The organism is Cytobacillus sp. FSL M8-0252, from assembly GCF_038007345.1.
Classification (GTDB): Bacteria; Bacillota; Bacilli; order Bacillales; family Cytobacillaceae; genus Cytobacillus; species Cytobacillus kochii.
Map to the genome: position 1 here is coordinate 1,706,102 of NZ_JBBOWZ010000001.1, position 23,117 is coordinate 1,729,218.

Genomic DNA, 23,117 nt, shown 5'->3' on the forward strand with positions numbered 1-23,117 from the left:
TAACCTTGTAAGGATAAGAACCTCCATATGATTGATTATGAAGTAAAAGATGTGGGCGGTTATTGAATTAAATGAGAATGAACCGATAAAAGATTTGTGAGTGTTAGAGGAAAGAGCTTTTTATGATCGTCAAAGATAATAAACGTTATTATAATGGTAAATCGAGGTTGGATTATAAAGTATCAAATGTTGACGAATGAAAGGTGGACATACACTCGCAGGAGGATACACGAAATGGCAGCTATACTATCAGGAATTGACAAAATGGACAAATGCAGCTTGAAAATCAGGTGCCATCGTTTATTTCAGTAACAAAGGAGGAGCCGATGATGGTCGATTCGTTTATTCAATTACCTGTCAATGATCGTAAACGAACAAAACAATTAATGATAGAGTGCCAAAACTTAAAGCAGTGCTATCATGTTTTGTTCCAAAATAACACAGAATCTATCTTTACTATTGATGGTGAGGATCGTTTTACAAGTGTCAATTCAGCTTTAGAGGAAAATTCGGGCTATACAGCAAAGGAGCTGATTGGTCTGCCATTTACTCGTTTATTTGATCATCGCCAACTTCCGATTATCAAAGCTTTTTTTGACCGTGCAAGAATGGGGGAAACACAGCAATTCCAAGCAGATATTATTGGGAAACTTGGTAAGAAAGACTTTTATGATATTAAACTCATCCCAGTTATTCGAGATGAAAAGGTAAGTTGTATATATGGAATTGCTAAAAATGTTACAGAACTAAAGAAGATCGAAAATAAATTAACCGAATTATCGTACTATGATCATTTAACTGGACTCCCAAATAAACATAGATTTACTGAACAATTAATCTCGTCAATGAAAAGGGCGAAAAAAAATCGACAATCTTTTGCTTTACTATCTATTGATATCGATCGTTTTAAATTGATTAACGAAAGTGTTGGATATTTAATAGGCGATCAAATCATTCAGCAACTGGCTAACCGTGTTAATCAGACATTACCAACAGATAGCTTTTTAGGCAGCTTTGGTGGGGACCGCTTTTTATGCTTATTACCTGAGAATTTACAGACAGAAGAAATAATGAGAATCACACAGACTTTGCTTGAGACCATCGATCGTCCCATTGTCATTCAACAACAAGAGATTCATGTCACAGCAAGTTTCGGCATTAGTTTATATCCAAATGATGGGATAGATTCCGAACAACTGATGAAAAATGCTGATATCGCGATGCATCTTTCTAAACAGAAAGGTGGCAATCAAGTAACTTTTTTTTCTGAAGAAATGAATGATGAAGTGTTAAAACGGTTCGAGATGGAAGGCTATTTAAGAAAAGCGTTAAAAAATAAACAGTTCACACTTCATTACCAGCCCCTCGTTTGTTTAGAAAGTGGAGAGCTTTTTGGTAGTGAAGCTTTGATTAGATGGTACCATCCGAAAATTGGAAATATCTCTCCGGCAAAATTTATACCTTTAGCAGAGGAAACAGGACTCATTAACGATATTGGTCGATGGGTATTAAATGAGGCATGTAAGCAGAATAAATTATGGCATGATCAAGGTTTTACCCATTTACAAATATCGGTTAATGTAGCTGCACGCCAATTTCAACAAAAGCATTTTTTAAAGGTTGTTAAAGATGCCCTGCAACAATCGGGCCTTCCACCGAAGTATTTAATTTTAGAATTAACAGAAAGTACGATGCTGAAAAATAAAAAACATAGTATTGCAGTTATGAAAGAGTTGCAAAGAATGGGCATTCAAGTATCGATTGATGATTTCGGTACAGGATATTCCTCATTAAGTTATTTGAAGGATTTGCCAATTGATACATTGAAAATTGATCGTTCTTTTATACATAATTTACGTATGAATACATCTGATGCTGCGATTGTGAAAGCGATCATTACGATGGGGAAAGGGTTGCAGTTAAAAGTGCTAGCAGAGGGTGTAGAAACAGAAGAGCAAATGAAAGTGCTGAAAAAACTGGATTGCCACTTTGCTCAAGGGTATTTTTTTCAAAAGCCATTAGTTAACCAGGAATTTGAAAAAGGGTTGCAGCAGCAATGATCATAACAATGGAAATGAGACTGTAGACGAGCTTGTAGGAAAGAGTGTCTACAGTCTTTTTTTGGATGCCCATTTTATCCGGAAGAAGAGATTTTTTCAATGACCATTCTTTTTCCACTATTTAAAGTAAATTCGAAACGGTCTGTCTCTTTTTCATAATAAAAGAAATGATGCTGTACGCTACAAATATGTTCTTGATTATCAAAGATCATAAAATTAACACCGCTTTTTCTTGTTTCATCACCGAAAAATGTTAATTGATTATAGCAGTAAATACAATCGAAAATGGAGAAATCAATGCTGTTTAAACTAGTGATGAATTGTACAAAGGCATCGTCATTTACTTCTTCTAATAATGATTCTAATGAGAAAACGAGATGCTTTTTAATTCTTATTTGATCTTGATCTTTTAAATGGAGCAGATCACTCCCGCAATGGATTTGGCCATTGAGTGATAATACACCTTTTCGCCACCGTTTCAGTCTAAATACCTCAATTTCTTGTTGGCGATATTCTTCTAATGAAGATGCTTCATCCGTTTCCTGGTCAAAAAATACCCACTGATTATTAATAAATTCAACATTCCCCTCCATATAGGCTCTTGATTGTTGTTCTATTAAATTGAGTCGTTGTTGTCTGTTCATCATAAACCTCCAGGTAAAAGTCTTTCACTCTATTTTTTGGCAATTTCCTATTGTTTTATAACCTTTATCTAGGACAATTAACCATTTATTTTAGCTCGCATAGAATAAATCCATGCATGATGTTCCGGGCAATTCCACTCGTTTGACATCATTAAATTATCCGATTAAATATTGCTGCATCTATGATGCTCGTAGAAAGGGTGAAGAAGCCATGTGTGGAATCACGGGCTGGGTTGACTTCAATACAAATATGCAAAATGAACGTCCGACACTAGAAAAAATGACGAATACTTTATCTAAAAGGGGTCCTGATGATACGAATATTTTTTCTTCTGGGCCAGCCGGATTTGGTCATAAGCGATTAGTCGTTGTTGATCCCGTTGGTGGGAAGCAACCAATGACCATTGATAATAATCAAAATCGCTATACAATTTGTTACAATGGCGAACTTTATAATACAGAAGATTTAAGAAAAGATCTCCTTATAAAAGGATATTCGTTTAAGGGTCATTCTGATACAGAGGTTCTACTAACTTCTTACATTGAATGGGGAAAAAATTGCCTTCAATATTTAAATGGGATATTCGCCTTTGCGATTTGGGATGAAAACGGTCAAGAACTTTTTATTGGTAGAGATCGATTAGGAGTTAAGCCGCTGTTTTATAGAGAGACAGTAAAGGGGTTACTGTTCGGTTCAGAAATAAAAGCGATCTTAGCACATCCAGAAGTAAAAACAGAAGTAGATAGAGAGGGATTAGCAGAGGTATTCGGCCTTGGACCATCAAGATCCCCAGGGTCAGGTGTTTTTCGCGGGGTGAAAGAGCTACGACCAGCTCATGCGTTAACACTATCACAACAAGGGCTAAAGATTTGGCGATATTGGAATGTGGAAAGCAAAAAACATGAAGACTCTTTAGATGAGACAGCTGAAAAAGTACGTCATCTTGTTACAGATGCAGTAACAAGACAACTCGTATCGGATGTTCCTTTATGTACGCTCTTATCTGGTGGATTGGATTCAAGTGCGATTACAGCCATTGCAGCCACAGCATATCAAAAAGAGGGAAAGCCACCATTAAAAACCTATAGCATTGATTACGAAGGCAATGATCAATTCTTTAAGGCAAACGATTTCCAACCAAATGCTGATGGTTTTTATATTAAGAAAATGTCAGACACTTTCCATACCGTTCACCAGAATTGCATTATTTCACAGGAGGAGCTTGCCGCTCATTTAGTTGAAGCAGTTCATGTAAGAGATTTACCAGGTATGGCAGATATCGATTCTTCTCTACTTTGGTTCTGTCGTGAAATTAAAAAAGAGCATGTGGTTAGTTTGTCGGGAGAATGTGCGGATGAGATTTTTGGAGGCTATCCATGGTTTCATCGATCGGATGATCTCAGTCGAACTGGATACCCTTGGATGCGATCAATCGATGAAAGACAGCGCCTTCTGAAAGAAGATTGGAGAAAGAAATTAAACTTAAAAGATTACAGTATGGATAAATTTAATCAAGCGATTGCTGAAACCCCCCTTTTAGAAGGTGAAACATCGGAAGAAGCAAGAAGACGGCAATTATTCTATATAAACATGCTCAGCTTTATGACAACGTTATTAGATCGTAAAGATAGAATGAGTATGGGAGCTAGTTTAGAAGTTCGTGTTCCTTTCGCAGATCATCGTCTAGTAGAATATGTATGGAATATCCCATGGGATATGAAAATGCATGGTAATCGAGAAAAAGGAATTTTAAGGAAGGCGTTGGAAGGGGTATTGCCAAACGAGATATTATATCGTAAAAAAAGCCCTTATCCGAAAACACATAACCCTGCTTATATTAGCATCGTGACAAAAATGTTGAATGACGTGTTAGAAGATTCATCCTCCGTCCTTTTTGAATTATTCGATGAAAAGAATTTACGAGAAATCGTGGCAACTGAAGGCTCTGCTTTTCAAGTTCCATGGTTTGGGCAATTAATGACTGGACCGCAGCTTCTCGCTCACCTAGCACAAATCCATTATTGGTTTAAAGATTATAATATTAATATTGTTGATTAAAAAAAGAGGTGTTCCCTTTTTAATTATTATGGGAGCACCTCTTTTTTTCTATGATAAAAATAGAGGTCTCACTCCAATTAATTAGTACGATATAAAAGAAATGTTACGATTTTAAATATTTTGTTCACTTCTGTTTGACGAAGTAACAACAAACCGCTAATCTATAATGGTTAACGTTTTTGTAAAATAGAGACAAACTATCATTAAGGAGGAGAAAGATGAAAAAGGTCATCACTCTCATCTTAATTCCGCTATTACTAGTGTCATTGGTGCCAAGTGTATTAGCAGAAGAAAAACGAAGCTTACAGGATGAACTTATTTATTATGTTATGATTGATCGTTTTAGCAATGTAGATAGTAAGAATGATTACCATGTGGATGTGAAGGACCTTGAAGCGTTTCATGGTGGTGATTTTGTTGGTATTATTGAAAGACTTGATCATATTGAAGATCTAGGTATGACGACGATTACCTTGAACCCGATATTTGCAAACGCCGATAAAGGTTATCATGGATATTGGGTGGAAGACTTCTATGAAACAGAAGAACATTTCGGAACGTTGGAAGAATTTAAACGACTAGTGGAAGAAGCACACAAAAGAGATATCAATGTTATAATTGATTTCCCACTAAATTATGTTGCAGCTACACACCCATGGGTAGACGACCCTACTAAATCAGATTGGTTGAAGGAATCTGAGGAAATCTCAACACCAGATATGTTCACTAAAGATTGGTTAGCTGGGTTGCCACAAATCAATTATGAGAATGAAGAAGCAGCACAATATATCATCGAAGCGGCTAAATGGTGGATAACAGAAACAAGTGTAGATGGTTATCGCCTAGAAGGCATCCAGTTAACGGATAAAGATTTTCTTGAAAGCTTTGTAGACAGTGTAAAAGAAACCGATAACGAGTTTTTTGTTTTAGGTGAAGTATGGTCCACAGACCCACAAGAAATTGCTAAATATGAAATGACTGGAATAGATAGCTTAACAGACTATGCTTCAACATCTAATATAAGGGAAGCATTTGTAAAGCCGGATGTGTCAATGACTGATACTATTGGTGACATCGAAAATAACATTGATACATATGAAGAACCAAATATGGTTACAAGACTAATTGATAGTAAAGATATGATTCGCTTTACAAATCAGCCAGTCGCATTAAATGAACATCCAGGACCAAGGTGGAGAACAGCGTTAACGTATTTGTTTACAACCCCTGGGATTCCAATGTTATATTATGGTAGTGAAATTGCGTTAATTGGGAATGAAACACCTGATAACCGGAGACAAATGGATTTTCGTACGGATCCTGAGTTAATTGAGTTCATCGGACAGCTAACAAAAGCAAGAGAAAAATTACCTTCTATTGCAAAAGGAGATTTCACTCTTTTACATGAAAGTGAAGGTTTTACGGTTTTTAAGAGACAATTTAAAGAAGAAACATCAATAGTAGCCATCAATAATACAAGTGGTACGAAAGATTTAGTATTAACAGGAGAAGAGATAGAGAATGATAAAGAGTTGCGAGGATTATTAGCTGGTGGGTTAGTAAGAAGCAATGATCAAAATGAATATCATCTCGTCCTAGACCGAGAAGAAGCTGAAATTTATGTTCTTACCGAAAAGCAAGGGTTTAACTTTGTTTATGGAGCAACATTGTTATCAGTGTTACTTGCCTTCTTTGCCTTTTTATTCTTGGCTAGAAGAAGAGGTAGAAATCGCACAGGAGAATAGAGAACAAAAGATGCCGAAACAGTCTCGGCATCTTTTTTTGATAGTAAATGTAATTTGATTGGTTAGGTGCATTTCAAGGTTATATTACACTACATAATAGTGGGGCAGAGAGAAAAAGATATGTAGCATTCTTTTTTAGTCTTGTCCCCCTCTTACTTTCCCTATCCATTAACAATTTTCCCGCCGTTAATATGCAACATTTGTCCACTCATATAACTAGAATCGTCGCTTGCTAAGAAGACATAAGCCGGAGCGAGTTCAAAGGGCTGTCCCGCTCTTTTCATTGGAACATTTTTTCCAAATGATGCAACTTCTTCAGCAGAGAAAGTGGACGGAATCAATGGTGTCCATATAGGACCAGGGGCAACACCATTCACTCTAATCTCTTTGGACGCTAACTGCAAGGAAAGTGACCTAGTAAAAGAGACAATGGCCCCTTTAGTTGAGGAATAGTCAACTAATAGTTCATTACCTGCATAAGCGGTGACCGAAGCGGTATTAATGATCGAGCTGCCAGCTCCTAGATGTGGTAGTGTGGCTTTTGTTAAATAAAACATAGCATAAATATTTGTTTGGAAAGTTTTTTCAAGTTGTTGACCACTAATGTCCTCGATATTTTTTTGTGGATGCTGATCACCAGCGTTATTAACAAGAATATCTATTTTCCCAAATTTATTTAACGCTTGCTTTACGACTTCCTGACAAAAAGGTTCTGATGAAAGGTCTCCGCTAATTAAAAGGCATGTCTTCCCAGCTTGTTCGACTAATGTTTTGGTTTCTTTTGCATCTTCATGCTCATTTAAATAAGGAACAATAACGTCTGCACCTTCCTTAGCGAAGTAAATAGCTGTAGATTTACCTATACCGCTATCTCCGCCAGTAATAATAGCTACTTTACCTTCTAGTTTTCCAGCAGGTTTATAATCTTCATTCACATAGATCGGCTTAGGAATCATTTCCTCTTCCGTTCCTGGTTGATGATTTTGATGTTGTGCCATAAAGCTTTTTGGCAATTGTTTATTATCCATCCTAATCCCTCCTTGCTGTTGTTTTCCCTTTTTATTATGTTGAAAACCTTACATTGTTATGAGGACAAACTTAAGTACAAAAAAGAGGCAGTGGAATCACTGCCTCTGTGCTGGTATGTAATTATCGATAATTAGAAAATTGAACATCGATTGTTAAATCAGCTTCTCTTACTAGTGAGATGATTTGTTGAAGATCATCTCTATTTTTCCCTGTGACGCGGATTTGATCATCTTGCATTTGACTCTTAACTTTAACACCACTATTTTTAATTAATGTATTGATTTTCTTCGCGTTATCTTTGTCAATCCCTTGAACTAAGCTTGCTCTTTGTCTAACTGTGCCACTTGAAGCAGGCTCAATTTTGCCATAATCTAAATTCTTAATCGGGATCCCTCGTTTAATCATCTTACTAATTAGCACATCTTTCAGTTGCTCTAGTTTGTATTCGTCATCAGAAATAAGGACGAGCTCTTCTTTTTCTAAAGTAACCTTACTTTTGCTTCCTTTAAAATCATAGCGTGTCTGTATTTCTTTCATTGCAATTTGAATTGCGTTAGTGACTTCAGCAAAATCTACTTTTGATACGATATCAAATGAACTTTCTTTAGCCATAAAATAATTGTCCTCCTCATGAAAAGAGTTTCACTTTATGTTCTTATTATAGTAGAATATAGCAATGCGAACAACTTTAGGAGGATTTAAATGGCTTTAATAGATGAGATCGGCAAAATTACAGAGTTATTAGTTTCCAGAGAAGCGGCTTTTGGTTATTTCTTAACAGATGGAGAAGAGGACGTTCTGCTTCATAAGAATGAGGTCAAAGAAGAAATTACAGAAGGACAAAAAATTTCTGTCTTTATTTATGTAGATTCTGAAGGTAGAAAAACAGCAACAATGACATTACCTGAGATTACCGTTGGAGTATATGGCTGGGCGAAAGTAGTAGATGTTAATCCTGAGCTCGGGGTATTTATAGATATTGGTATTAGTAAAGATATGTTACTGGGAAAAGAGGATTTACCTGTACACGAACGAGTATGGCCTACTGTTGATGATACGGTATATGTTACATTAAGGGTTAATCGAAACGGTAGAATATATGTGAAGCTTGCGACAGATCAAGTGATAGCTAGTATTTCACATAAGGCTGGAAGGGAAGAACTTAATAAAGATATCCACGGATTTATTTATCGTACAGCCAAAGTTGGAAGCTGGATTTACACAGCAGATGGCCTAAAAGGCTTCATCCATGAAACGGAAAGACGTCAAGAGCCAAGACTTGGGGAAAAAGTGAACGGTAGAATCATTGATGTCAAACAAGATGGTTCGATTAATGTCTCCCTCAATCCAAGAAAACAAGAAGCATTACTTGATGATAGTGAAATCATTCTTCATTACTTGCAATCACGTAATGGAGCTATGCCATACAGTGACAAAAGCGCACCAGAGGATATAAAGGATAGATTTCAACTAAGTAAAGCTTCTTTTAAACGTGCACTTGGTCGATTGATGAAGGACGGTAAGGTGTATCAAAAAGAAGGTTGGACTTATATAAAAGAGAATGAGTCAAAATAAATCAAAGCGGGAAGGTGTGAGAGCCATCCCGCTTTTTTTGTATGGGTTTCATCATACTCTTATGAAAGTCGAGCAAGACTTAAGTTGTATTAGTTGATAGTAAAGGTGGAACTAAGATTTGGTCTTGGTAGAAGTCGTTGCTAAAAAAGAGCGAGAAAGAAATATAAGCAATGTAAAAGAGAGAAACAAAGAATTGCGTAAATAGAAAAATCGAGAACTAATAGTTTGAGGGAAGAAAGAATGAGTAGGGTAAATAGGAGAAACGCGACTTATAGTTGAGGGAAGAAAGAAATGAGTAGGGGAAATAGAGAAATCGCGACTAATAGTTGAGGGGAGAAAGAAATGAGTCGGGCAAAAAGGGAAATCGCGACTAATAGTTGAGGGGAGAAAGAAATGAGTAGGGCAAATGAAGAAATCGCAACTAATAGTTGAAGGAAGAAAAAAATGAGTCGGGCAAAAAGGGAAATCGCGACTAATAGTTGAGGGGTGAAAGAAATGAGTAGGGGAAATGGAGAAATCGCGACTAATAGTTCAAGGAAGAAAGAAATGAGTCGGGCAAAAAGGGAAATCGCGACTAATAGTTGAGGGGAGAAAGAAATGAGTAGGGGAAATGGAGAAATCGCGACTAAAAGTTGAAGGAAGAAAGAAATAAGTAGGGCAAATGAAGAAATCGCGACTAAAAGTTGAAGGAAGAAAGAAATGAGTAGGGCAAATGAAGAAATCGCGACTAATAATTGAAGGAAGAAAGAAATGAGTAGGGCAAATGAAGAAATCGCGACTAATAGTTGAAGGAAGAAAGAAATGAGTAGGGCAAAAAGGGAAATCGCGACTAATAGTTGAAGAAACAAAGAAATGAGTAGCGTAAATAGTAGAACCGCGACTAAAAAGACGCCCACCGACGAAAATAGCTTATCCTAACAATATGGTTAAGGATAAATACAAAAAATAAGCTTTGAAAAATGTCCATTGATCCCCATTTCAAGACAAAATTTTGTGAACTGTATAAGTCCTAAAATACTTGAGGTATCTTAGGACTTCACTTTTGTCATTTTTAAATTTTTGTTCAATCAAAGATGGTCTGTTTTCTTTGAAAAGCTTTTTCGACCTTCTTGCTTATTTTTTGTTTCTTCCATGTTTTTTTCATGGTTGAATGCGTTGTTATCTTTTGCTTTTTTGTCATTATCAGTTGTATGAGACATAAAATAAACTCCCTTCCATTCTTCATCTGTACACACTTAGTGTTTGAAAGAATGGAAGGAAGTATGTATAAGTGCATTAACCTTTAAGTTTATTTAAAAAGAAAATTGCAATTGTGCCGGCACCAGCATGGGATCCGACTGCTGAACCAATTGGAGAAATATAAAATTGTTCAACACCAAATTCTTTTTGAATCATCTCTTTCACTTCTAGGGCAGTGGCTTCATCATCACCATGACTAATAGCCACCATTTGTCTATCCAAGGCAACGCCTCTTTCCCTCATGATATCAATGATTCGTTTAAAGAGCTTTTTACGACCGCGATGCTTTTCAATTGGTACAAGTTTTCCATCTTCAACATTTAACAGTGGTTTAATATTGAGTAGCCCACCTAAAAAGGCAGATGCTTTAGAAACTCTACCGCCCTTTGCTAAATACTCTAAGTCATTAACCGTAAATAAATGTTCCATATGTTCGCAATTGAATGTTGCATTGCTAACAATTTCATCTTTGGTAAGTTGCTCTTTTGCATCTTTTGCAGCATTCAGTACAACTAATCCATAACCTAAGGAAGCACATTTACTATCTATGATGGTTAAGTTAAAGTCTGGGTAGGTTTCTTTTACTTGATCTAACACCATAACTGCAGTGGAATATGTTCCAGAAAGTGCGGAAGAAAAGGCTATATAGATACCATCTTCCTTGTTTTTCGCCATATTCGTAAAGATCTCTTCAAATAAAAGGGGAGAAGCTTGGGAGGTCTTAGGTACCTTACCTTCTCTTATGGCTTCATAAATATTCTTGGAATCGATCGTCAACAGGTCATCGTATTCCTTTCCATTTAAATGAACCTTCAATGGAATAAGTGTGACATCGTTTTCTTCAAAAAAACTTAACGGTAAGTCACATGCGCTGTCAGCGAGAATTTTAACTGACATTATTTCACCTGCTTTCAACTTATAGATGATACTAGTTTATAGAAACTTAGGAAAAAAAACAATGGAATGCATTGAAAAACCTAAACTTGGGTAAAGAAAAGATAGAGAGATGATTAAGGAGGTCAATATGAATTGGATTGAAACAAGAAAAATCATCATTATTGTTGTGGGGGCAATATTAAATGCGATAGCGATGAACTTTTTCCTCATACCCGCAAATGTATATGCGAGCGGCTTTACTGGGGTAGCTCAACTTCTTTCGAGTATATTAAATGGTGCAGTTTCTACTGGCATACTTTTATTTATTTTAAATGTACCAATAGCTATCTTTGCATGGAAACGTGTGGGTAAACTTTTTACCTTATATAGCCTTTTAAGTGTTGTGATTACAACTGTTTCTATGGAGATTATCCCTGTCATCAGTGTATCAAAAGATATTTTGTTAAATGCTGTGTTTGGGGGAGTCATTGCAGCCGTCGGTGTCGGTATCACATTGAAATGGGGCGCTTCAACAGGCGGTATGGATATTATAGCTATGTATCTCTCGAAGGCTAAGGATCGACCAGTTGGTACATACTTTTTTTCATTAAATGCTGTTATTATTATTACAGCTGGCTTCCTTTTTGGATGGGAAAAAGCACTTTATACATTAGTGACATTATATGCATCCACACGGGTTATTGATGCAATTCATACAAGACATGAAAAGCTTACAGCGATGATTATTACTAATAAGCAAGATGAAATGAAGAAGGCCATTCATAATAAATTGGTTAGAGGAATTACAATGATTCCTGCAAGAGGAGCATTTTCCAATGAACATCGGGAAATGCTAATGATTGTAGTATCAAGATATGAATTATTTGACTTACAAAGAACCATTCAAGAAGTAGATCCTAACGCATTCACTAATATTGTAAATACTGCCGATGTCTATGGTGTTTTTAGAAGAGATTAATGAAAGGGGGCAGTTATGCTACATTTACTGCTTAGTGCCATACTTGCGACGAATTTTCTTCCACAGCAGTCTGAAATGGAAGCAAACAACCATATGGATATTCAATTTGAAGTTCAAGCGGTTTCGGAAGAAAAATTGGTCCTTACTTTTACTGTTCATAATCAAACAAATGAATTGGTCGAATTGCAATTTAATTCTTCCCAAAAGTATGATTATGAGGTGGTGGATGAACATGGAAAAGTAATATATAGGTATTCGGATGGAAAAGCCTTTTTACAAATGATTCAAACAGAGAACCTTTCTGCGGGAGAAAAAAAGGAATGGAAGTCTACTTGGGATTATCAAACCGCAAATGAAAATACCTTAAACCCAGGAAGTTATAAGGTTGAGGCGAAATTTTTAGGACAGGTAATAAAGCCAGAAGGAATGGAAATAAACCAAACTTCACAAACCACATTTATGTATGGTAAAGATCAACTCTTTAACAATATTACAGTTGAGGGCAAAGATGGTATCTATGATATTAAGGGGCATTATAAGGGGCAGTTGCCGGTTATGTATTCTGTAGAAGATGGCCATTTTTTGCTTATAAAAGAACAGCCTGTTCAAGTGAATAAAGATGGTGATTTTAATATTGCTGTGAAAGTGAAGGAAGAAGATTTACCAAAAAACGGTTCTTTAATGGCTTACCTTTCTGAAAAGGGAAGTAAAGGAACTCCGATTATACTGCAAAGTTTTTAAGATGGAAAAAGAGCTAACTCGAGAAAAGTTAGCTCTTTTTCCTTCGAAATTTTATATTCCACCGAGGGAAGAGTCATTTACATTCTTTAACTTTTCAGCTTCTGCCTCCGAGTATGTTGAATGGTAGGGTATACGTGCATCATGCTGAGTGACACTATCGGCACCTTGCTTAATAAAGCGCTTCGATTTATTACGTTTGCCCATTTAAATCTCCCCTTAATGAAGAATATTGAAGTAGCTAATTGCTACGACATCCTTTATTTTGTACCATTTTTACTTTTTTTAAAAAGGGTAGATTTTGGTTAGTGTGTTTTTAAATTCAAATAATCATTTAAGAAGATACCAATCCCATCTTCTTCATTTGTTAAGGTCACTTCATTAGCCGCTGTTTTAACAGCGTCAATACCATTACCCATAGCCACACCAATACCAGCAAAATCAAGCATTTCTAAATCATTATCTTCATCACCGAAAGCAATCACTCGCTCTTTAGGAATATTTAAATAATCACAAGCTTGTTGAATGCCAATTGCCTTGTTTAAACCAGCCTTAACGATTTCGATAATATGGAAAGGTTCGCCCCAGCTCCGTTGATGAATAACTTCAGCATGCACATCATTCAAATGGCGCTGAATTTGTGTTATTTGCTCTTGATCTGTATGAATGAGCATACTTGTTGGGGAAGCAGGCAGGAAGTTTCTTAAATCCCCTGTAGTGACTTTAGGGTTACCGAGATTAAACATATTCATCAGTTTTTCATCATGATAATGATAATATACATCATCAAGCACTTCCGCAATAATATTATTGAACTTAAAATCTTGACTAGCATCAATAATGTCTCTTGTCACTTTCATATCAAGAGGCGTATGGCGTATTCCCCATTTTGGATTTGTTGGATGATGAATAAAGGCACCGTTGAAATTAACGATAGGTGTGGTCATTTGCATTTCCTTATAATACATTTCACTTGAACGATAAGGCCTTCCTGTAGCAATCATCACCTCATGTCCGGCTTCACGGGCTTTAAATAGGACTTCTTTTGTTTTTTGTGAGATGGTTTTATTATCTTTTAATAAAGTGCCATCTAAATCAAGAACGATTAAATGTTTTTGTGTCATAATATCTCCTTCAGTTTTTTATAGGAAAAAATCATTCATCTAATAAGCATTAAAGTATGGTAAGGCGCAAATAAATGTTAAACTTGAAAGGCAGTTAATATTTTCAAGTAGTACTTATAATCTAAGTTTACACTATATTACCAATGTATACGGTCATTTGTAAAAGAAATAACCTCTTTTATAAGATGTTTACATTTTCTTATAGTTTTTAACATAGGAGGAGACATAGTGGTTATTATTGATCATCAAGAATTAAAAGGTATTCCCGCTTTGCATATCGTGAAAGATGAGTTTAAATCTGAATCGTTGCCCCTCATTTTCTTCATTCATGGTTTTACTAGTGCGAAAGAGCATAACCTACATTATGCCTACCTTCTTGCTGAAAAAGGATTTCGTGTTATATTACCAGAAGTGAATGAACATGGTGAAAGAGGTCATGGATTGCCAGAGCCTGAATTGCAATTAAAATTTTGGGATATGATTATTCAAACAATTAAAGAATTACCTGAGATAAAAGAAGAGTTAGTAGCTAAAGGGTTAGTTGATGAGAATCGTATTGGTGTGGCAGGTACTTCGATGGGCGGAATTATTACACTTGGTGCCTTAACACAATATAAATGGTTGAAGGTGGCAGTTAGTTTAATGGGCATGCCATATTATGAGAAGTTTGCTGGTATGCAAATTGAAACAATGCGGAAAAAAGTAAAGGATTTCCCATTATCAGACACTCAAGTAGAGGCTGTTCTAGATGAAATTACAAAGTATGATTTAAGTAAACAAGAGGAAGTTTTATCAGGGCGTCCGTTGCTATTTTGGCACGGTAAAAAAGATACGACTGTTCCATTTGCGCCAACTTATGACTTTTTTCAAACGATACAACCTTTATACAAGGACCATCCAGACAGGTTGAATTTCATTGTTGATGAAAATGCAGGACATAAGGTAAGCAGAGAAGGATTATTAGCAACAGTTGAATGGTTTCAACGATATTTATAAGAAAAAGTGATAGTTAAAACAGCTATTCCTTTTTCATTGATGACTTTTTTGTTATGATAGCTATAACATATGATATGAGGAGTTGTGTTCGATGGACAAAGATTTAAAAGAAAGCATTATGGGCGCACTTGAACTTGTTGTTGACCCTGAATTAGGAGTAGATATCGTTAATTTAGGACTCGTCTATGATGTTACTATGGATGATGAAGGAAATACGGAAGTTGAAATGACTTTAACTTCCATGGGTTGTCCTTTAGCTGGCACAATTGTTGATCAAGTGAAAACAGCGCTTGCTGATATCCCTGAAGTAAAAAGCACGGAAGTCAATATTGTATGGAGTCCGCCATGGACAAAAGATAAAATGTCTAGATATGCAAAGATTGCATTAGGCGTTCGTGATTAATTAAGGTGTAAGAAAAAACAGCAAAGCATTGCTTGCTGTTTTTTTGTATGAAAAAATATTGAAATAAAATAGCGCTCCTTTGCCTTAGGTACAGGGATAAAGCTTAAAGTAGAGAAGCGAACGATATTTAGTACTCTAATTGGCATATGCCAATAGAAGATTTCATGTTATATTGGAATAAAATCATTTTACATTTTATTTATAGAAAAAGTTATCGACGTGATCGATAAGACGGAGTTGATTTACATGAAACAAACTCATATTAAGGATTCACTCAATCGGCCATTACGAGATTTACGTATATCAGTAATTGACCGTTGCAATTTTAGATGCCAATATTGTATGCCAGCAGAAATTTTCGGACCAGATTTTGTTTTTCTACCTAAGAATGAATTGTTATCTTACGAAGAAATTGAAAGATTAGCACGGATTTTTGTTGGTTTAGGTGTAGAAAAAATTAGGTTAACGGGTGGAGAACCCTTACTACGGAGAGAATTGCCTTTATTAGTGGAGAAACTATCTCAAATTGAAGGCTTAGAGGATATCGGCTTAACAACTAATGGCGTATTATTACCTAAATTTGCTACTCAATTAAAAGCCGCTGGGTTAAAACGGGTGAATATTAGCTTAGATAGTCTGAAAGATGAATTGTTCGGTGAAATTAATGGACGCAATGTTGGGACAGGTCCGGTGATAAAGGGAATACACGCAGCAAAAGAAGCGGGACTCGGTGTCAAAATTAATATGGTTGTGAAAAAAGGCTTAAATGATGAAGAAGTCCTACCAATGGCGAAGTTTTGTAAAGAAAATTCACTACAGTTAAGATATATTGAGTATATGGATGTTGGTGATACAAACGGTTGGAAAATGGATGATGTGGTGACAAAGAAAGAAATTTTCCAGCAATTAAATGAACATTATGATCTTGAGCCTGTTGATCCTGACTACTTTGGCGAAGTTGCTAAAAGGTATCGATACACTGGTACAGATATAGATGTAGGATTTATTACCTCAGTATCTGAATCTTTTTGTTCTAGTTGTACCCGCTCAAGATTATCTGCTAATGGGCAGTTATATACATGTTTATTTAATGGTGAAGGACATGATATTAAATCATTTATTCGGTCAAATGTCTCTGATGATGATATTGTCGGATATGTTACTGACATATGGAACCATCGGAATGATCGTTACTCTGATGTCAGAACAGACGAAACGAGAAAAAATCGCAAAAAACTTGAAATGTCTTATATTGGCGGATAAAGATTATTTAGGGGATGGAAAAAGATGCTAGAAAAGAGGAAGCCGATTCAGGTTGCTGAAGCAGTTGAAAAAGTAATGAGATATAAACAAAGCGGCGCCGTTGAATTTGTCTCAATTAAGGAAAGTCATGGTAGATATTTAGGAAAAGATTTAACGGCAACAAGTGATGTACCACATTTTAATCGCTCCCCATATGATGGCTTTGCAGTTAGGTCTATAGATACGAAAGAAGCTTCTTTACAAAATGAGGTCGTTTTTGAAGTAGTTGATCATATTGGAGCAGGCTACGTATCATCAAAGAAAATAGGACCAATGCAAGCAGTACGTATTATGACGGGGGCAAAAATCCCTGATTCATGTGATTGCGTCGTTATGCTTGAGGTAGCGAGATCGTTTGAAGATGGGGACCAATCGTATATGTCTATTAAGCGTAGCTTCAACGCTGGTGACAATGTTTCTTTTCAAGGGGAAGATGCAAAGAAAGGCGAGGTACTCGTTGAAAAGGGGACGAAAATCAATCCTGGTATCCAAGCCATTCTAGCGACATTTGGCTATGCTGAAGTACCTGTAGCTAAAGGTCCGGTTATTGGGTTATTTGCAACTGGAACGGAATTATTAGAAGTGGAAGAAGAACTAGAGGATGGAAAAATAAGAAATAGTAATAGTACGATGCTCATAGCGCAAATCGAGCGCGTTGGTGGTGATGTGAAATATTATGGTAAACTACCAGATGAATTTGATACATGTTACGAAGCAATTGCGACTGCAATTGATGATGTAGACATTCTTATCACAACAGGTGGTGTATCTGTAGGAGACTTTGATTATCTCCCTGCGATATACGAGAAGCTACAGGCGGAAGTTCTGTTTAATAAAGTCGCAATGAGACCTGGTAGTGTTACGACAGTAGCACAGATAAATGGAAAATTATTATTTGGCCTCTCTGGGAATCCTTCTGCTTGTTATGTTGGCTTCGAATTATTTGCAAGACCAATCATTCGTTATATGTTAGGTTGCCGCTCCCCTCATTTAAGAAAAGAAACAGCAATCTTACAGCAGGATTTTCCAAAAGCAAATCCATTTACAAGATTCGTTAGAGCCGATGTGTATGTCACAAATGGATCATTGATGGTGCGACCTAGCGGTGTTGATAAATCAAATATTGTCATGAGTTTAGCAAGAGCAAATGCATTTATGGCATTGCCAGGTGGTACGAGAGGCTATGGTGTTGGAGATATTGTTGAAGTTTTCATGCTTGAAGATTTTGTGGGTAGCAATTGGCCGTGGTAACACCTAAAATTATGCAAGTGGTTGGTTATCAAAATAGTGGTAAGACGACATTCGTCACTCAACTTGTACAAGCACTAGCAGAAAAAGACTTGAATGTTGCAACGATTAAACATCATGGCCACGGTGAACCTGATGTAGTATCAAATAAAGATAGTAGTAGACATATCGTATCAGGAGCAACTGCCACCATTGTCGAAGGTGAAGGCATGCTATTAATGCAAGCAAAAAAGCTTAATTGGACACTTGAAGAGCAGATTCAAGTACTAACTTATATGAATCCAGATGTTATTATTATTGAAGGACATAAAAAAGCAAACTATCCTAAAGTACTATTACTGAGGGATGAAAACGATCAAAACCTTATTGAGCAACTGTCAAACATCAAATATATAGTGACAAAAGATGATAGCAATGAAGTGGTTATAAAGGAAATAGTGAATAAACTTATACGGTAGTTAATTACATGATATTAGTACATAAGATACTCCCCTAAAGGTAGACAGGTTTTAAATAAACCTGCTTTAGCTAGGGGAGTATTTTATTATGCATTCAATTGTATAGAAGAATGGGGATGAACGAAAGAAGGTTAAGGTTAAAAAGAACAGTAAAAAGATTTTTTTAATAAATTAATCATTTTTGGTTTAATTGGCTTATCTTCGGGTAGGGGTTTAAATAAAAGTCCGAAAAATGTGTTAAATCTAAATTTTTATTTAATTTGTTAAAAAAACTTACAAAAACCTGTTGCATTTCTTTTCAGAAATTTCTATAATAGTAGTTAAATGTTTAATAAATATAAATAAAAATTTATAAATATACAAAATTAAAGGGTGACATGATGAAAGCTTCAATTATTGGTACTACAGGATATGGTGGGGCAGAACTATTGAGAATATTAAAAAACCACCCCGAATTTGAAATCTCTTCTATACATTCCACTAGAGATAATTTAGCCATTTCTGATGAATATCCACATTTAATCGGAATCATGAACAATCAATTACAAAAGATAGAGCCAGAGAAAATTAGTGAAAGTGCAGATATTGTGTTTTTAGCAACCCCCTCTGGTGTATCGGGTGAATTAGCGGCACAATTTGTGAATAAAAATATTAAAATAGTAGATTTATCAGGAGATTTAAGATTACCAGCATCAGAATATAAACAATGGTATAAGAAAGACCCTACTTCTGATGAGGTGATTAATCAGGCGGTATATGGATTAACTGAGTGGAATCGAGACCAAGTGAAAACTTCTGACCTGATTTCGAACCCTGGTTGTTATCCGACTGCTACATTATTAGGTTTAGCTCCTGTAGTTATTGAGCAATTAATAGAAAAAGATCAAATTATCGTAGATGCAAAATCAGGCATCTCAGGTGCGGGTCGTTCTCTATCAAGGACGTCGAGTTTCGCCGAGGCGAATGAGAACTTCTCGGCATATAAAGTGAATCAACATCAACATACACCTGAAATTGAACAACAATTAAAGGTTTGGAATAAGGAAATGGAAGCAATCACATTTACTACACAGTTACTACCAATCACCAGAGGTATAATGGCTACAAGTTATGTGAAACTGAAAGAAAGTTACTCGACTAAACAGTTAGTGGAATTATACGAGCATACTTACCAGCAAAGTCCGTTTGTACGTGTTCGTCCAGTCGGTAATTATCCATCAGTAAAAGAGGTAGCCGGTTCTAATTATTGTGATATTGGTTTACATGTTGATGAGCGCACAGGCCGAATGACAATTATCTCTGTAATTGATAATTTAATGAAAGGGGCAGCTGGTCAGGCTGTGCAAAATGCAAATTTAATGTTTGGAATGGAAGAAACGACAGGGCTGGAAATGTCCCCGTTATACCCATAAGGAGGAACGACAAACAATGGAAGCAACTAAAAACAGCCTTATTACATATATACAAGATGGCTCTATTACAACACCAAAAGGTTTTAAGGCTGATGGTATTTATGCAGGGCTTAGTAAAGGGAAAAAGGATCTTGGAATGATTGTTAGTGAACAACCAGCGAGTAGTGCAGGTGTTTATACAACAAGTTCCTTTAAAGCAGCTCCTTTATTAGTAACCCAAGAAAGTATTGCCGCTAAAGGTAAGCTTCAAGCGATTGTCGTAAATAGTGCTTGTGCAAATGCTTGTACAGGAAAGCAAGGGCTTGAAGACGCTTATAAGATGAGAAAGCTGACTGCAGAGCAATTAAATTTGACTGAGCACTTAGTCGGAGTTGCATCTACTGGAGTCATTGGCGAATTTTTAGATATGGAAAAAATCGACCAAGGGATAAAATCCATCCAACCACAAGCAACAAAAGAACATGCTAATAGTTTTGCTACAGCAATTTTAACAACTGATTTAATTGATAAGCAGACTTGCTACTCAGCTGAAATAGCAGGTGGGACGATTCATATGGCAGGTGCAGCAAAAGGGTCAGGAATGATCCACCCTAATATGGCAACAATGCTTGGTTTTGTGACAACGGATGCGCAGGTAAGTCCCAGTGATCTACAGATGGCACTTAAAGAAATCACAAACGAGACATTTAACCAGATTACAGTAGATGGAGATACATCTACAAATGATATGGTCCTTGTTATGGCAAATGGGATGAGCGAAACGGGAATATTGAGTCCAGCTCATAAAGATTGGCCCATTTTCATAGCGTTGTTAAAACAAACATGTGAAGAGTTGGCAAAATCAATTGCTAGAGACGGCGAAGGTGCTACCAAACTTGTTGAAGTAATAGTCAAGGGTGCCATTACAAACGAAGAGGCACAAAAAGCGGCTAAACAAATTGTTGGTTCTAATTTAGTGAAGACAGCTATTCACGGAGCAGACGCTAATTGGGGACGAATAATTGGTGCGCTAGGGCAAAGTCAAGTACAGGTTGATCCGAATAATGTAGATATTTCTATAGGCCCCATTCAAATGTTAAAAGAGAGTACTCCCGTTTCCTTTTCTGAAGAAGAAGCGAAGGCATATTTACTTGGTGAAATGGTGGAAATTCACGTTGATCTACATATTGGCGAATGCTTAGCAAAAGCTTGGGGATGCGATTTGTCGTATGATTACGTGAAAATAAATGCAAGTTATCGTTCCTAAGGAGGAATAGACAATGAAGCGTATTGTAATAAAATGTGGGGGAAGCGTGATGGATCAGCTATCACCTGCGTTCTTTGAAAGTTTACATCATTTACAGAAGAATGGTTACCAACTTATTTTTGTTCACGGTGGTGGTCCTGAAATAAACAAAATGCTGCAAATACACAAGGTAGAATCACAATTTATCAATGGTTTAAGAAAAACAACGCCAGAGACTATGAAGATTGTTGAAATGGTGTTATCAGGTGTAGCCAATAGGAAGTTAGCAACATTGCTTGATAGTAATGGTTTTAAAGCAGTTGGTTTGAATGGAAGTGACCACGGTTTCCTACAAGCTGATTTTATTAATGAAACAGAGCTTGGGTTAGTAGGAGAAATTACCAAAGTGAAAGCGGAGTTATTAGAAGTAATTCTTAATAAAGGCTATATACCTGTTGTAACACCTATTGCTACAACAGAAAGTGGCAAGAAGTTAAACATCAATGCAGATTTTGCTGCTGCATCTGTAGCAAAAGCAATTGAAGCGGAAATGTGTATATTCGTCACCGATGTTGAAGGTGTATTAATTGATAAACAACTCGTAGAGCATTTAGATACAGAAGAAATAAAACAGCATATTGACAGTGGTGAGATATCGGGCGGGATGATACCAAAGGTAAACTCTGCAGTGGCGGTGTTAGAACAAGGCCTTGCTAGTGTAATGATTGCTTCTGGGAAGCACAACTTTTTTAATGGAGAAGCTTGGATAGGGACAAAAATGACAAAAAAACAAGTAGAGGTGGTACAATAATGAATCATTTATTCCCCACATATGCTCGCTGGGAAGTAGAACCAGCAGATGCAAAAGGAACAAAACTAATAGATAAAAACGGGAAAGAATATTTAGATTTCACCTCCGGAATTGGTGTCACTAACTTAGGTCATCGTCCCGATTCAGTCCAAGCAGCGATCACAAAGCAATTAAATAAGTTTTGGCATGTATCCAATCTATTTACACAAGAACAACAAGCAGTGGCAGCAGAAAAGTTAGCTCATGCATCTGGTTTAGCTTATACATTCTTTGCAAATAGCGGAGCAGAGGCAAATGAAGGGGCAATTAAATTAGCCAAAAAAGCTACAGGTAAAGATAAAATCATAACTTTTAATAAATCTTTTCACGGTCGAACAATTGCTACGATGGGTGCAACAGGTCAGGATAAAGTAAAACAAGGGTTTGGGAGTATGCTGCCAACATTTTCGTATGCTACTTTTAATGATATCGAGTCGGTGAAATCATTAATAGATAATGAAACAGCGGCCGTGATGGTGGAAGTGGTTCAAGGTGAGGGTGGTATTCATCTTGCAGATTCAGCCTTTTTAGAAGAATTGCAACAATTATGTCATGAATACCAAGCATTGCTAATTATTGATGAAATTCAAACAGGCAATGGTAGAACAGGTAAACCATTTGCCTTTCAACATTATGACCTACAACCAGACATAATTACTTGTGCAAAAGGGCTTGGAAGTGGGCTACCAATCGGTGCTATCATAGGCAAAGAAAATTTAAAGGAATACTTTGGTCCAGGTAGTCATGGTTCCACATTTGGAGGAAATCCATTAAGTATTGCCTCAGCAATCGCTACAATGGAGATAGTCTTCAATGAGGATTTTTTGTCAGAAGTGAATGAAAAAGCAGAATATTTACTTGAACAGTTGAAGAAATCGCTATACAATATAGAAGAGGTAACTGCTATTCGTTCATTAGGATTAATGATTGGTATAGAGATGAATACAAATACGGCATCTTTATTGCAATTCTTAAGAAATGATGGCTTGCTTACGTTATCGGCGGGTGAAAATGTCTTGAGATTATTACCACCGTTAACAGTAACAGTAGAAGAGATCAATCAAGCAGTCGCTATACTAAAAAAGAATATAGTTCCAGTTCAGACAGCCTGAAATATGGCTGCATTTTTAAAACTAAAAATGCATAAAAATTAAT

At 36.4% G+C, this 23,117-nt stretch carries 23 protein-coding genes; 15 read left to right on the forward strand and 8 right to left on the reverse strand.

Annotated elements, in window-relative coordinates; translation table 11 throughout:
- The first annotated feature begins 326 nt into the window (after positions 1–326).
- Entirely contained in the window at positions 327–2,060 is a 1,734-nt protein-coding gene (locus tag MKX83_RS08810; protein ID WP_341055097.1) for a putative bifunctional diguanylate cyclase/phosphodiesterase, read from the forward strand.
- Positions 2,061–2,134: 74 nt separating this feature from the next.
- Here the strand turns inward: MKX83_RS08810 and MKX83_RS08815 are convergent, their stop codons facing one another.
- Entirely contained in the window at positions 2,135–2,704 is a 570-nt protein-coding gene (locus tag MKX83_RS08815) for a DUF2777 domain-containing protein (protein ID WP_095369844.1), read from the reverse strand.
- A gap of 211 nt (positions 2,705–2,915) precedes the next feature.
- Here MKX83_RS08815 and asnB point away from each other — a divergent pair, with 211 nt between their 5' ends.
- Both asnB and MKX83_RS08825 read left to right on the forward strand, forming a co-directional pair.
- Positions 2,916–4,763, forward strand: a complete 1,848-nt coding sequence (gene asnB, locus MKX83_RS08820; RefSeq protein WP_341055099.1) for an asparagine synthase (glutamine-hydrolyzing) — start codon at positions 2,916–2,918, stop codon at positions 4,761–4,763.
- Between the two features lie 218 nt (positions 4,764–4,981).
- A complete protein-coding gene (locus MKX83_RS08825; RefSeq protein ID WP_341055102.1) occupies positions 4,982–6,508 on the forward strand; it encodes an alpha-amylase family glycosyl hydrolase in 1,527 nt (508 codons plus the stop codon).
- Between the two features lie 161 nt (positions 6,509–6,669).
- On the opposite strand, the gene MKX83_RS08830 is transcribed toward MKX83_RS08825, so the two are convergent.
- Together MKX83_RS08830 and MKX83_RS08835 are read right to left on the reverse strand one after the other, a co-directional pair.
- A complete protein-coding gene (locus MKX83_RS08830) occupies positions 6,670–7,536 on the reverse strand; it encodes an SDR family oxidoreductase (protein WP_341055104.1) in 867 nt (288 codons plus the stop codon).
- Positions 7,537–7,657: 121 nt separating this feature from the next.
- Complete coding sequence (locus tag MKX83_RS08835) at positions 7,658–8,149, reverse strand: YajQ family cyclic di-GMP-binding protein (protein ID WP_095369840.1); 492 nt, start codon at positions 8,147–8,149, stop codon at positions 7,658–7,660.
- Between the two features lie 90 nt (positions 8,150–8,239).
- Here MKX83_RS08835 and MKX83_RS08840 point away from each other — a divergent pair, with 90 nt between their 5' ends.
- Complete coding sequence (locus MKX83_RS08840; RefSeq protein ID WP_251161324.1) at positions 8,240–9,112, forward strand: CvfB family protein; 873 nt, start codon at positions 8,240–8,242, stop codon at positions 9,110–9,112.
- Between the two features lie 269 nt (positions 9,113–9,381).
- On the opposite strand, the gene MKX83_RS08845 is transcribed toward MKX83_RS08840, so the two are convergent.
- The 3 genes from MKX83_RS08845 to MKX83_RS08855 all read right to left on the reverse strand — a co-directional run bounded on the left by MKX83_RS08845 (position 9,382) and on the right by MKX83_RS08855 (position 11,248).
- The gene (locus MKX83_RS08845; protein WP_341055107.1) at positions 9,382–10,008 is read right to left on the reverse strand and encodes a hypothetical protein; all 627 of its coding nucleotides are present in this window, start codon (positions 10,006–10,008) and stop codon (positions 9,382–9,384) included.
- A 171-nt stretch (positions 10,009–10,179) separates the two neighbouring features.
- Positions 10,180–10,311: a DUF3941 domain-containing protein gene (locus tag MKX83_RS08850; RefSeq protein WP_095369838.1), complete on the reverse strand. Its 132-nt coding sequence runs from the start codon at positions 10,309–10,311 to the stop codon at positions 10,180–10,182.
- Positions 10,312–10,387: 76 nt separating this feature from the next.
- A complete protein-coding gene (locus tag MKX83_RS08855) occupies positions 10,388–11,248 on the reverse strand; it encodes a DegV family protein (protein ID WP_341055110.1) in 861 nt (286 codons plus the stop codon).
- 127 nt (positions 11,249–11,375) lie between these two features.
- Between MKX83_RS08855 and MKX83_RS08860 the strand changes: the two genes are divergently transcribed.
- Together MKX83_RS08860 and MKX83_RS08865 are read left to right on the forward strand one after the other, a co-directional pair.
- The gene (locus tag MKX83_RS08860) at positions 11,376–12,206 is read left to right on the forward strand and encodes a YitT family protein (RefSeq protein ID WP_095369836.1); all 831 of its coding nucleotides are present in this window, start codon (positions 11,376–11,378) and stop codon (positions 12,204–12,206) included.
- Positions 12,207–12,221: 15 nt separating this feature from the next.
- Positions 12,222–12,947, forward strand: a complete 726-nt coding sequence (locus tag MKX83_RS08865; RefSeq protein WP_341055112.1) for a BsuPI-related putative proteinase inhibitor — start codon at positions 12,222–12,224, stop codon at positions 12,945–12,947.
- Between the two features lie 51 nt (positions 12,948–12,998).
- On the opposite strand, the gene MKX83_RS08870 is transcribed toward MKX83_RS08865, so the two are convergent.
- Positions 12,999–13,151, reverse strand: coding sequence for a hypothetical protein (locus tag MKX83_RS08870; RefSeq protein ID WP_191814850.1), 153 nt, complete (start codon positions 13,149–13,151; stop codon positions 12,999–13,001).
- Between the two features lie 98 nt (positions 13,152–13,249).
- Positions 13,250–14,068, reverse strand: coding sequence for a Cof-type HAD-IIB family hydrolase (locus tag MKX83_RS08875; protein ID WP_095369834.1), 819 nt, complete (start codon positions 14,066–14,068; stop codon positions 13,250–13,252).
- 228 nt (positions 14,069–14,296) lie between these two features.
- Between MKX83_RS08875 and MKX83_RS08880 the strand changes: the two genes are divergently transcribed.
- From MKX83_RS08880 to MKX83_RS08920, 9 genes are all read left to right on the forward strand, one after another.
- Entirely contained in the window at positions 14,297–15,064 is a 768-nt protein-coding gene (locus tag MKX83_RS08880; protein WP_095369833.1) for a prolyl oligopeptidase family serine peptidase, read from the forward strand.
- A gap of 91 nt (positions 15,065–15,155) precedes the next feature.
- Positions 15,156–15,467, forward strand: coding sequence for a metal-sulfur cluster assembly factor (locus tag MKX83_RS08885; protein ID WP_095369832.1), 312 nt, complete (start codon positions 15,156–15,158; stop codon positions 15,465–15,467).
- A gap of 246 nt (positions 15,468–15,713) precedes the next feature.
- The gene (moaA, locus tag MKX83_RS08890; RefSeq protein ID WP_328198732.1) at positions 15,714–16,730 is read left to right on the forward strand and encodes a GTP 3',8-cyclase MoaA; all 1,017 of its coding nucleotides are present in this window, start codon (positions 15,714–15,716) and stop codon (positions 16,728–16,730) included.
- 24 nt (positions 16,731–16,754) lie between these two features.
- Complete coding sequence (locus tag MKX83_RS08895) at positions 16,755–18,020, forward strand: molybdopterin molybdotransferase MoeA (RefSeq protein WP_322909162.1); 1,266 nt, start codon at positions 16,755–16,757, stop codon at positions 18,018–18,020.
- The gene (mobB, locus tag MKX83_RS08900; protein WP_095369829.1) at positions 18,014–18,475 is read left to right on the forward strand and encodes a molybdopterin-guanine dinucleotide biosynthesis protein B; all 462 of its coding nucleotides are present in this window, start codon (positions 18,014–18,016) and stop codon (positions 18,473–18,475) included. Before MKX83_RS08895 ends, mobB begins: the two co-directional genes overlap by 7 nt.
- 380 nt (positions 18,476–18,855) lie before the next feature.
- On the forward strand, positions 18,856–19,887 hold the full coding sequence (gene argC, locus MKX83_RS08905) for an N-acetyl-gamma-glutamyl-phosphate reductase (RefSeq protein WP_095369828.1): 1,032 nt from the start codon (positions 18,856–18,858) through the stop codon (positions 19,885–19,887).
- A gap of 16 nt (positions 19,888–19,903) precedes the next feature.
- Positions 19,904–21,133, forward strand: a complete 1,230-nt coding sequence (gene argJ, locus MKX83_RS08910) for a bifunctional ornithine acetyltransferase/N-acetylglutamate synthase (RefSeq protein ID WP_340978441.1) — start codon at positions 19,904–19,906, stop codon at positions 21,131–21,133.
- A gap of 13 nt (positions 21,134–21,146) precedes the next feature.
- A complete protein-coding gene (argB, locus tag MKX83_RS08915) occupies positions 21,147–21,923 on the forward strand; it encodes an acetylglutamate kinase (protein ID WP_095369826.1) in 777 nt (258 codons plus the stop codon).
- A complete protein-coding gene (locus MKX83_RS08920) occupies positions 21,923–23,074 on the forward strand; it encodes an acetylornithine transaminase (RefSeq protein WP_341055115.1) in 1,152 nt (383 codons plus the stop codon). The genes argB and MKX83_RS08920 overlap by 1 nt, the downstream gene beginning before the upstream one ends.
- Positions 23,075–23,117: the final 43 nt, after the last annotated feature.

What these genes read in the sequence shown, in the direction of transcription:
- MKX83_RS08825 (WP_341055102.1), top strand. Translation starts at nt 4,982, where the DNA reads ATGAAAAAGGTCATCACTCTCATCTTAATTCCGCTATTACTAGTGTCA.
- MKX83_RS08835 (WP_095369840.1), bottom strand. Translation starts at nt 8,149, where the DNA reads ATGGCTAAAGAAAGTTCATTTGATATCGTATCAAAAGTAGATTTTGCT.
- MKX83_RS08830 (WP_341055104.1), bottom strand. Translation starts at nt 7,536, where the DNA reads ATGGATAATAAACAATTGCCAAAAAGCTTTATGGCACAACATCAAAAT.
- MKX83_RS08815 (WP_095369844.1), bottom strand. Translation starts at nt 2,704, where the DNA reads ATGAACAGACAACAACGACTCAATTTAATAGAACAACAATCAAGAGCC.
- MKX83_RS08895 (WP_322909162.1), top strand. Translation starts at nt 16,755, where the DNA reads ATGCTAGAAAAGAGGAAGCCGATTCAGGTTGCTGAAGCAGTTGAAAAA.
- argB (WP_095369826.1), top strand. Translation starts at nt 21,147, where the DNA reads ATGAAGCGTATTGTAATAAAATGTGGGGGAAGCGTGATGGATCAGCTA.
- MKX83_RS08850 (WP_095369838.1), bottom strand. Translation starts at nt 10,311, where the DNA reads ATGTCTCATACAACTGATAATGACAAAAAAGCAAAAGATAACAACGCA.
- MKX83_RS08855 (WP_341055110.1), bottom strand. Translation starts at nt 11,248, where the DNA reads ATGTCAGTTAAAATTCTCGCTGACAGCGCATGTGACTTACCGTTAAGT.
- MKX83_RS08865 (WP_341055112.1), top strand. Translation starts at nt 12,222, where the DNA reads ATGCTACATTTACTGCTTAGTGCCATACTTGCGACGAATTTTCTTCCA.
- argJ (WP_340978441.1), top strand. Translation starts at nt 19,904, where the DNA reads ATGGAAGCAACTAAAAACAGCCTTATTACATATATACAAGATGGCTCT.
- MKX83_RS08870 (WP_191814850.1), bottom strand. Translation starts at nt 13,151, where the DNA reads ATGGGCAAACGTAATAAATCGAAGCGCTTTATTAAGCAAGGTGCCGAT.
- asnB (WP_341055099.1), top strand. Translation starts at nt 2,916, where the DNA reads ATGTGTGGAATCACGGGCTGGGTTGACTTCAATACAAATATGCAAAAT.
- MKX83_RS08920 (WP_341055115.1), top strand. Translation starts at nt 21,923, where the DNA reads ATGAATCATTTATTCCCCACATATGCTCGCTGGGAAGTAGAACCAGCA.
- MKX83_RS08860 (WP_095369836.1), top strand. Translation starts at nt 11,376, where the DNA reads ATGAATTGGATTGAAACAAGAAAAATCATCATTATTGTTGTGGGGGCA.
- MKX83_RS08810 (WP_341055097.1), top strand. Translation starts at nt 327, where the DNA reads ATGATGGTCGATTCGTTTATTCAATTACCTGTCAATGATCGTAAACGA.
- moaA (WP_328198732.1), top strand. Translation starts at nt 15,714, where the DNA reads ATGAAACAAACTCATATTAAGGATTCACTCAATCGGCCATTACGAGAT.
- MKX83_RS08840 (WP_251161324.1), top strand. Translation starts at nt 8,240, where the DNA reads ATGGCTTTAATAGATGAGATCGGCAAAATTACAGAGTTATTAGTTTCC.
- argC (WP_095369828.1), top strand. Translation starts at nt 18,856, where the DNA reads ATGAAAGCTTCAATTATTGGTACTACAGGATATGGTGGGGCAGAACTA.
- MKX83_RS08875 (WP_095369834.1), bottom strand. Translation starts at nt 14,068, where the DNA reads ATGACACAAAAACATTTAATCGTTCTTGATTTAGATGGCACTTTATTA.
- MKX83_RS08885 (WP_095369832.1), top strand. Translation starts at nt 15,156, where the DNA reads ATGGACAAAGATTTAAAAGAAAGCATTATGGGCGCACTTGAACTTGTT.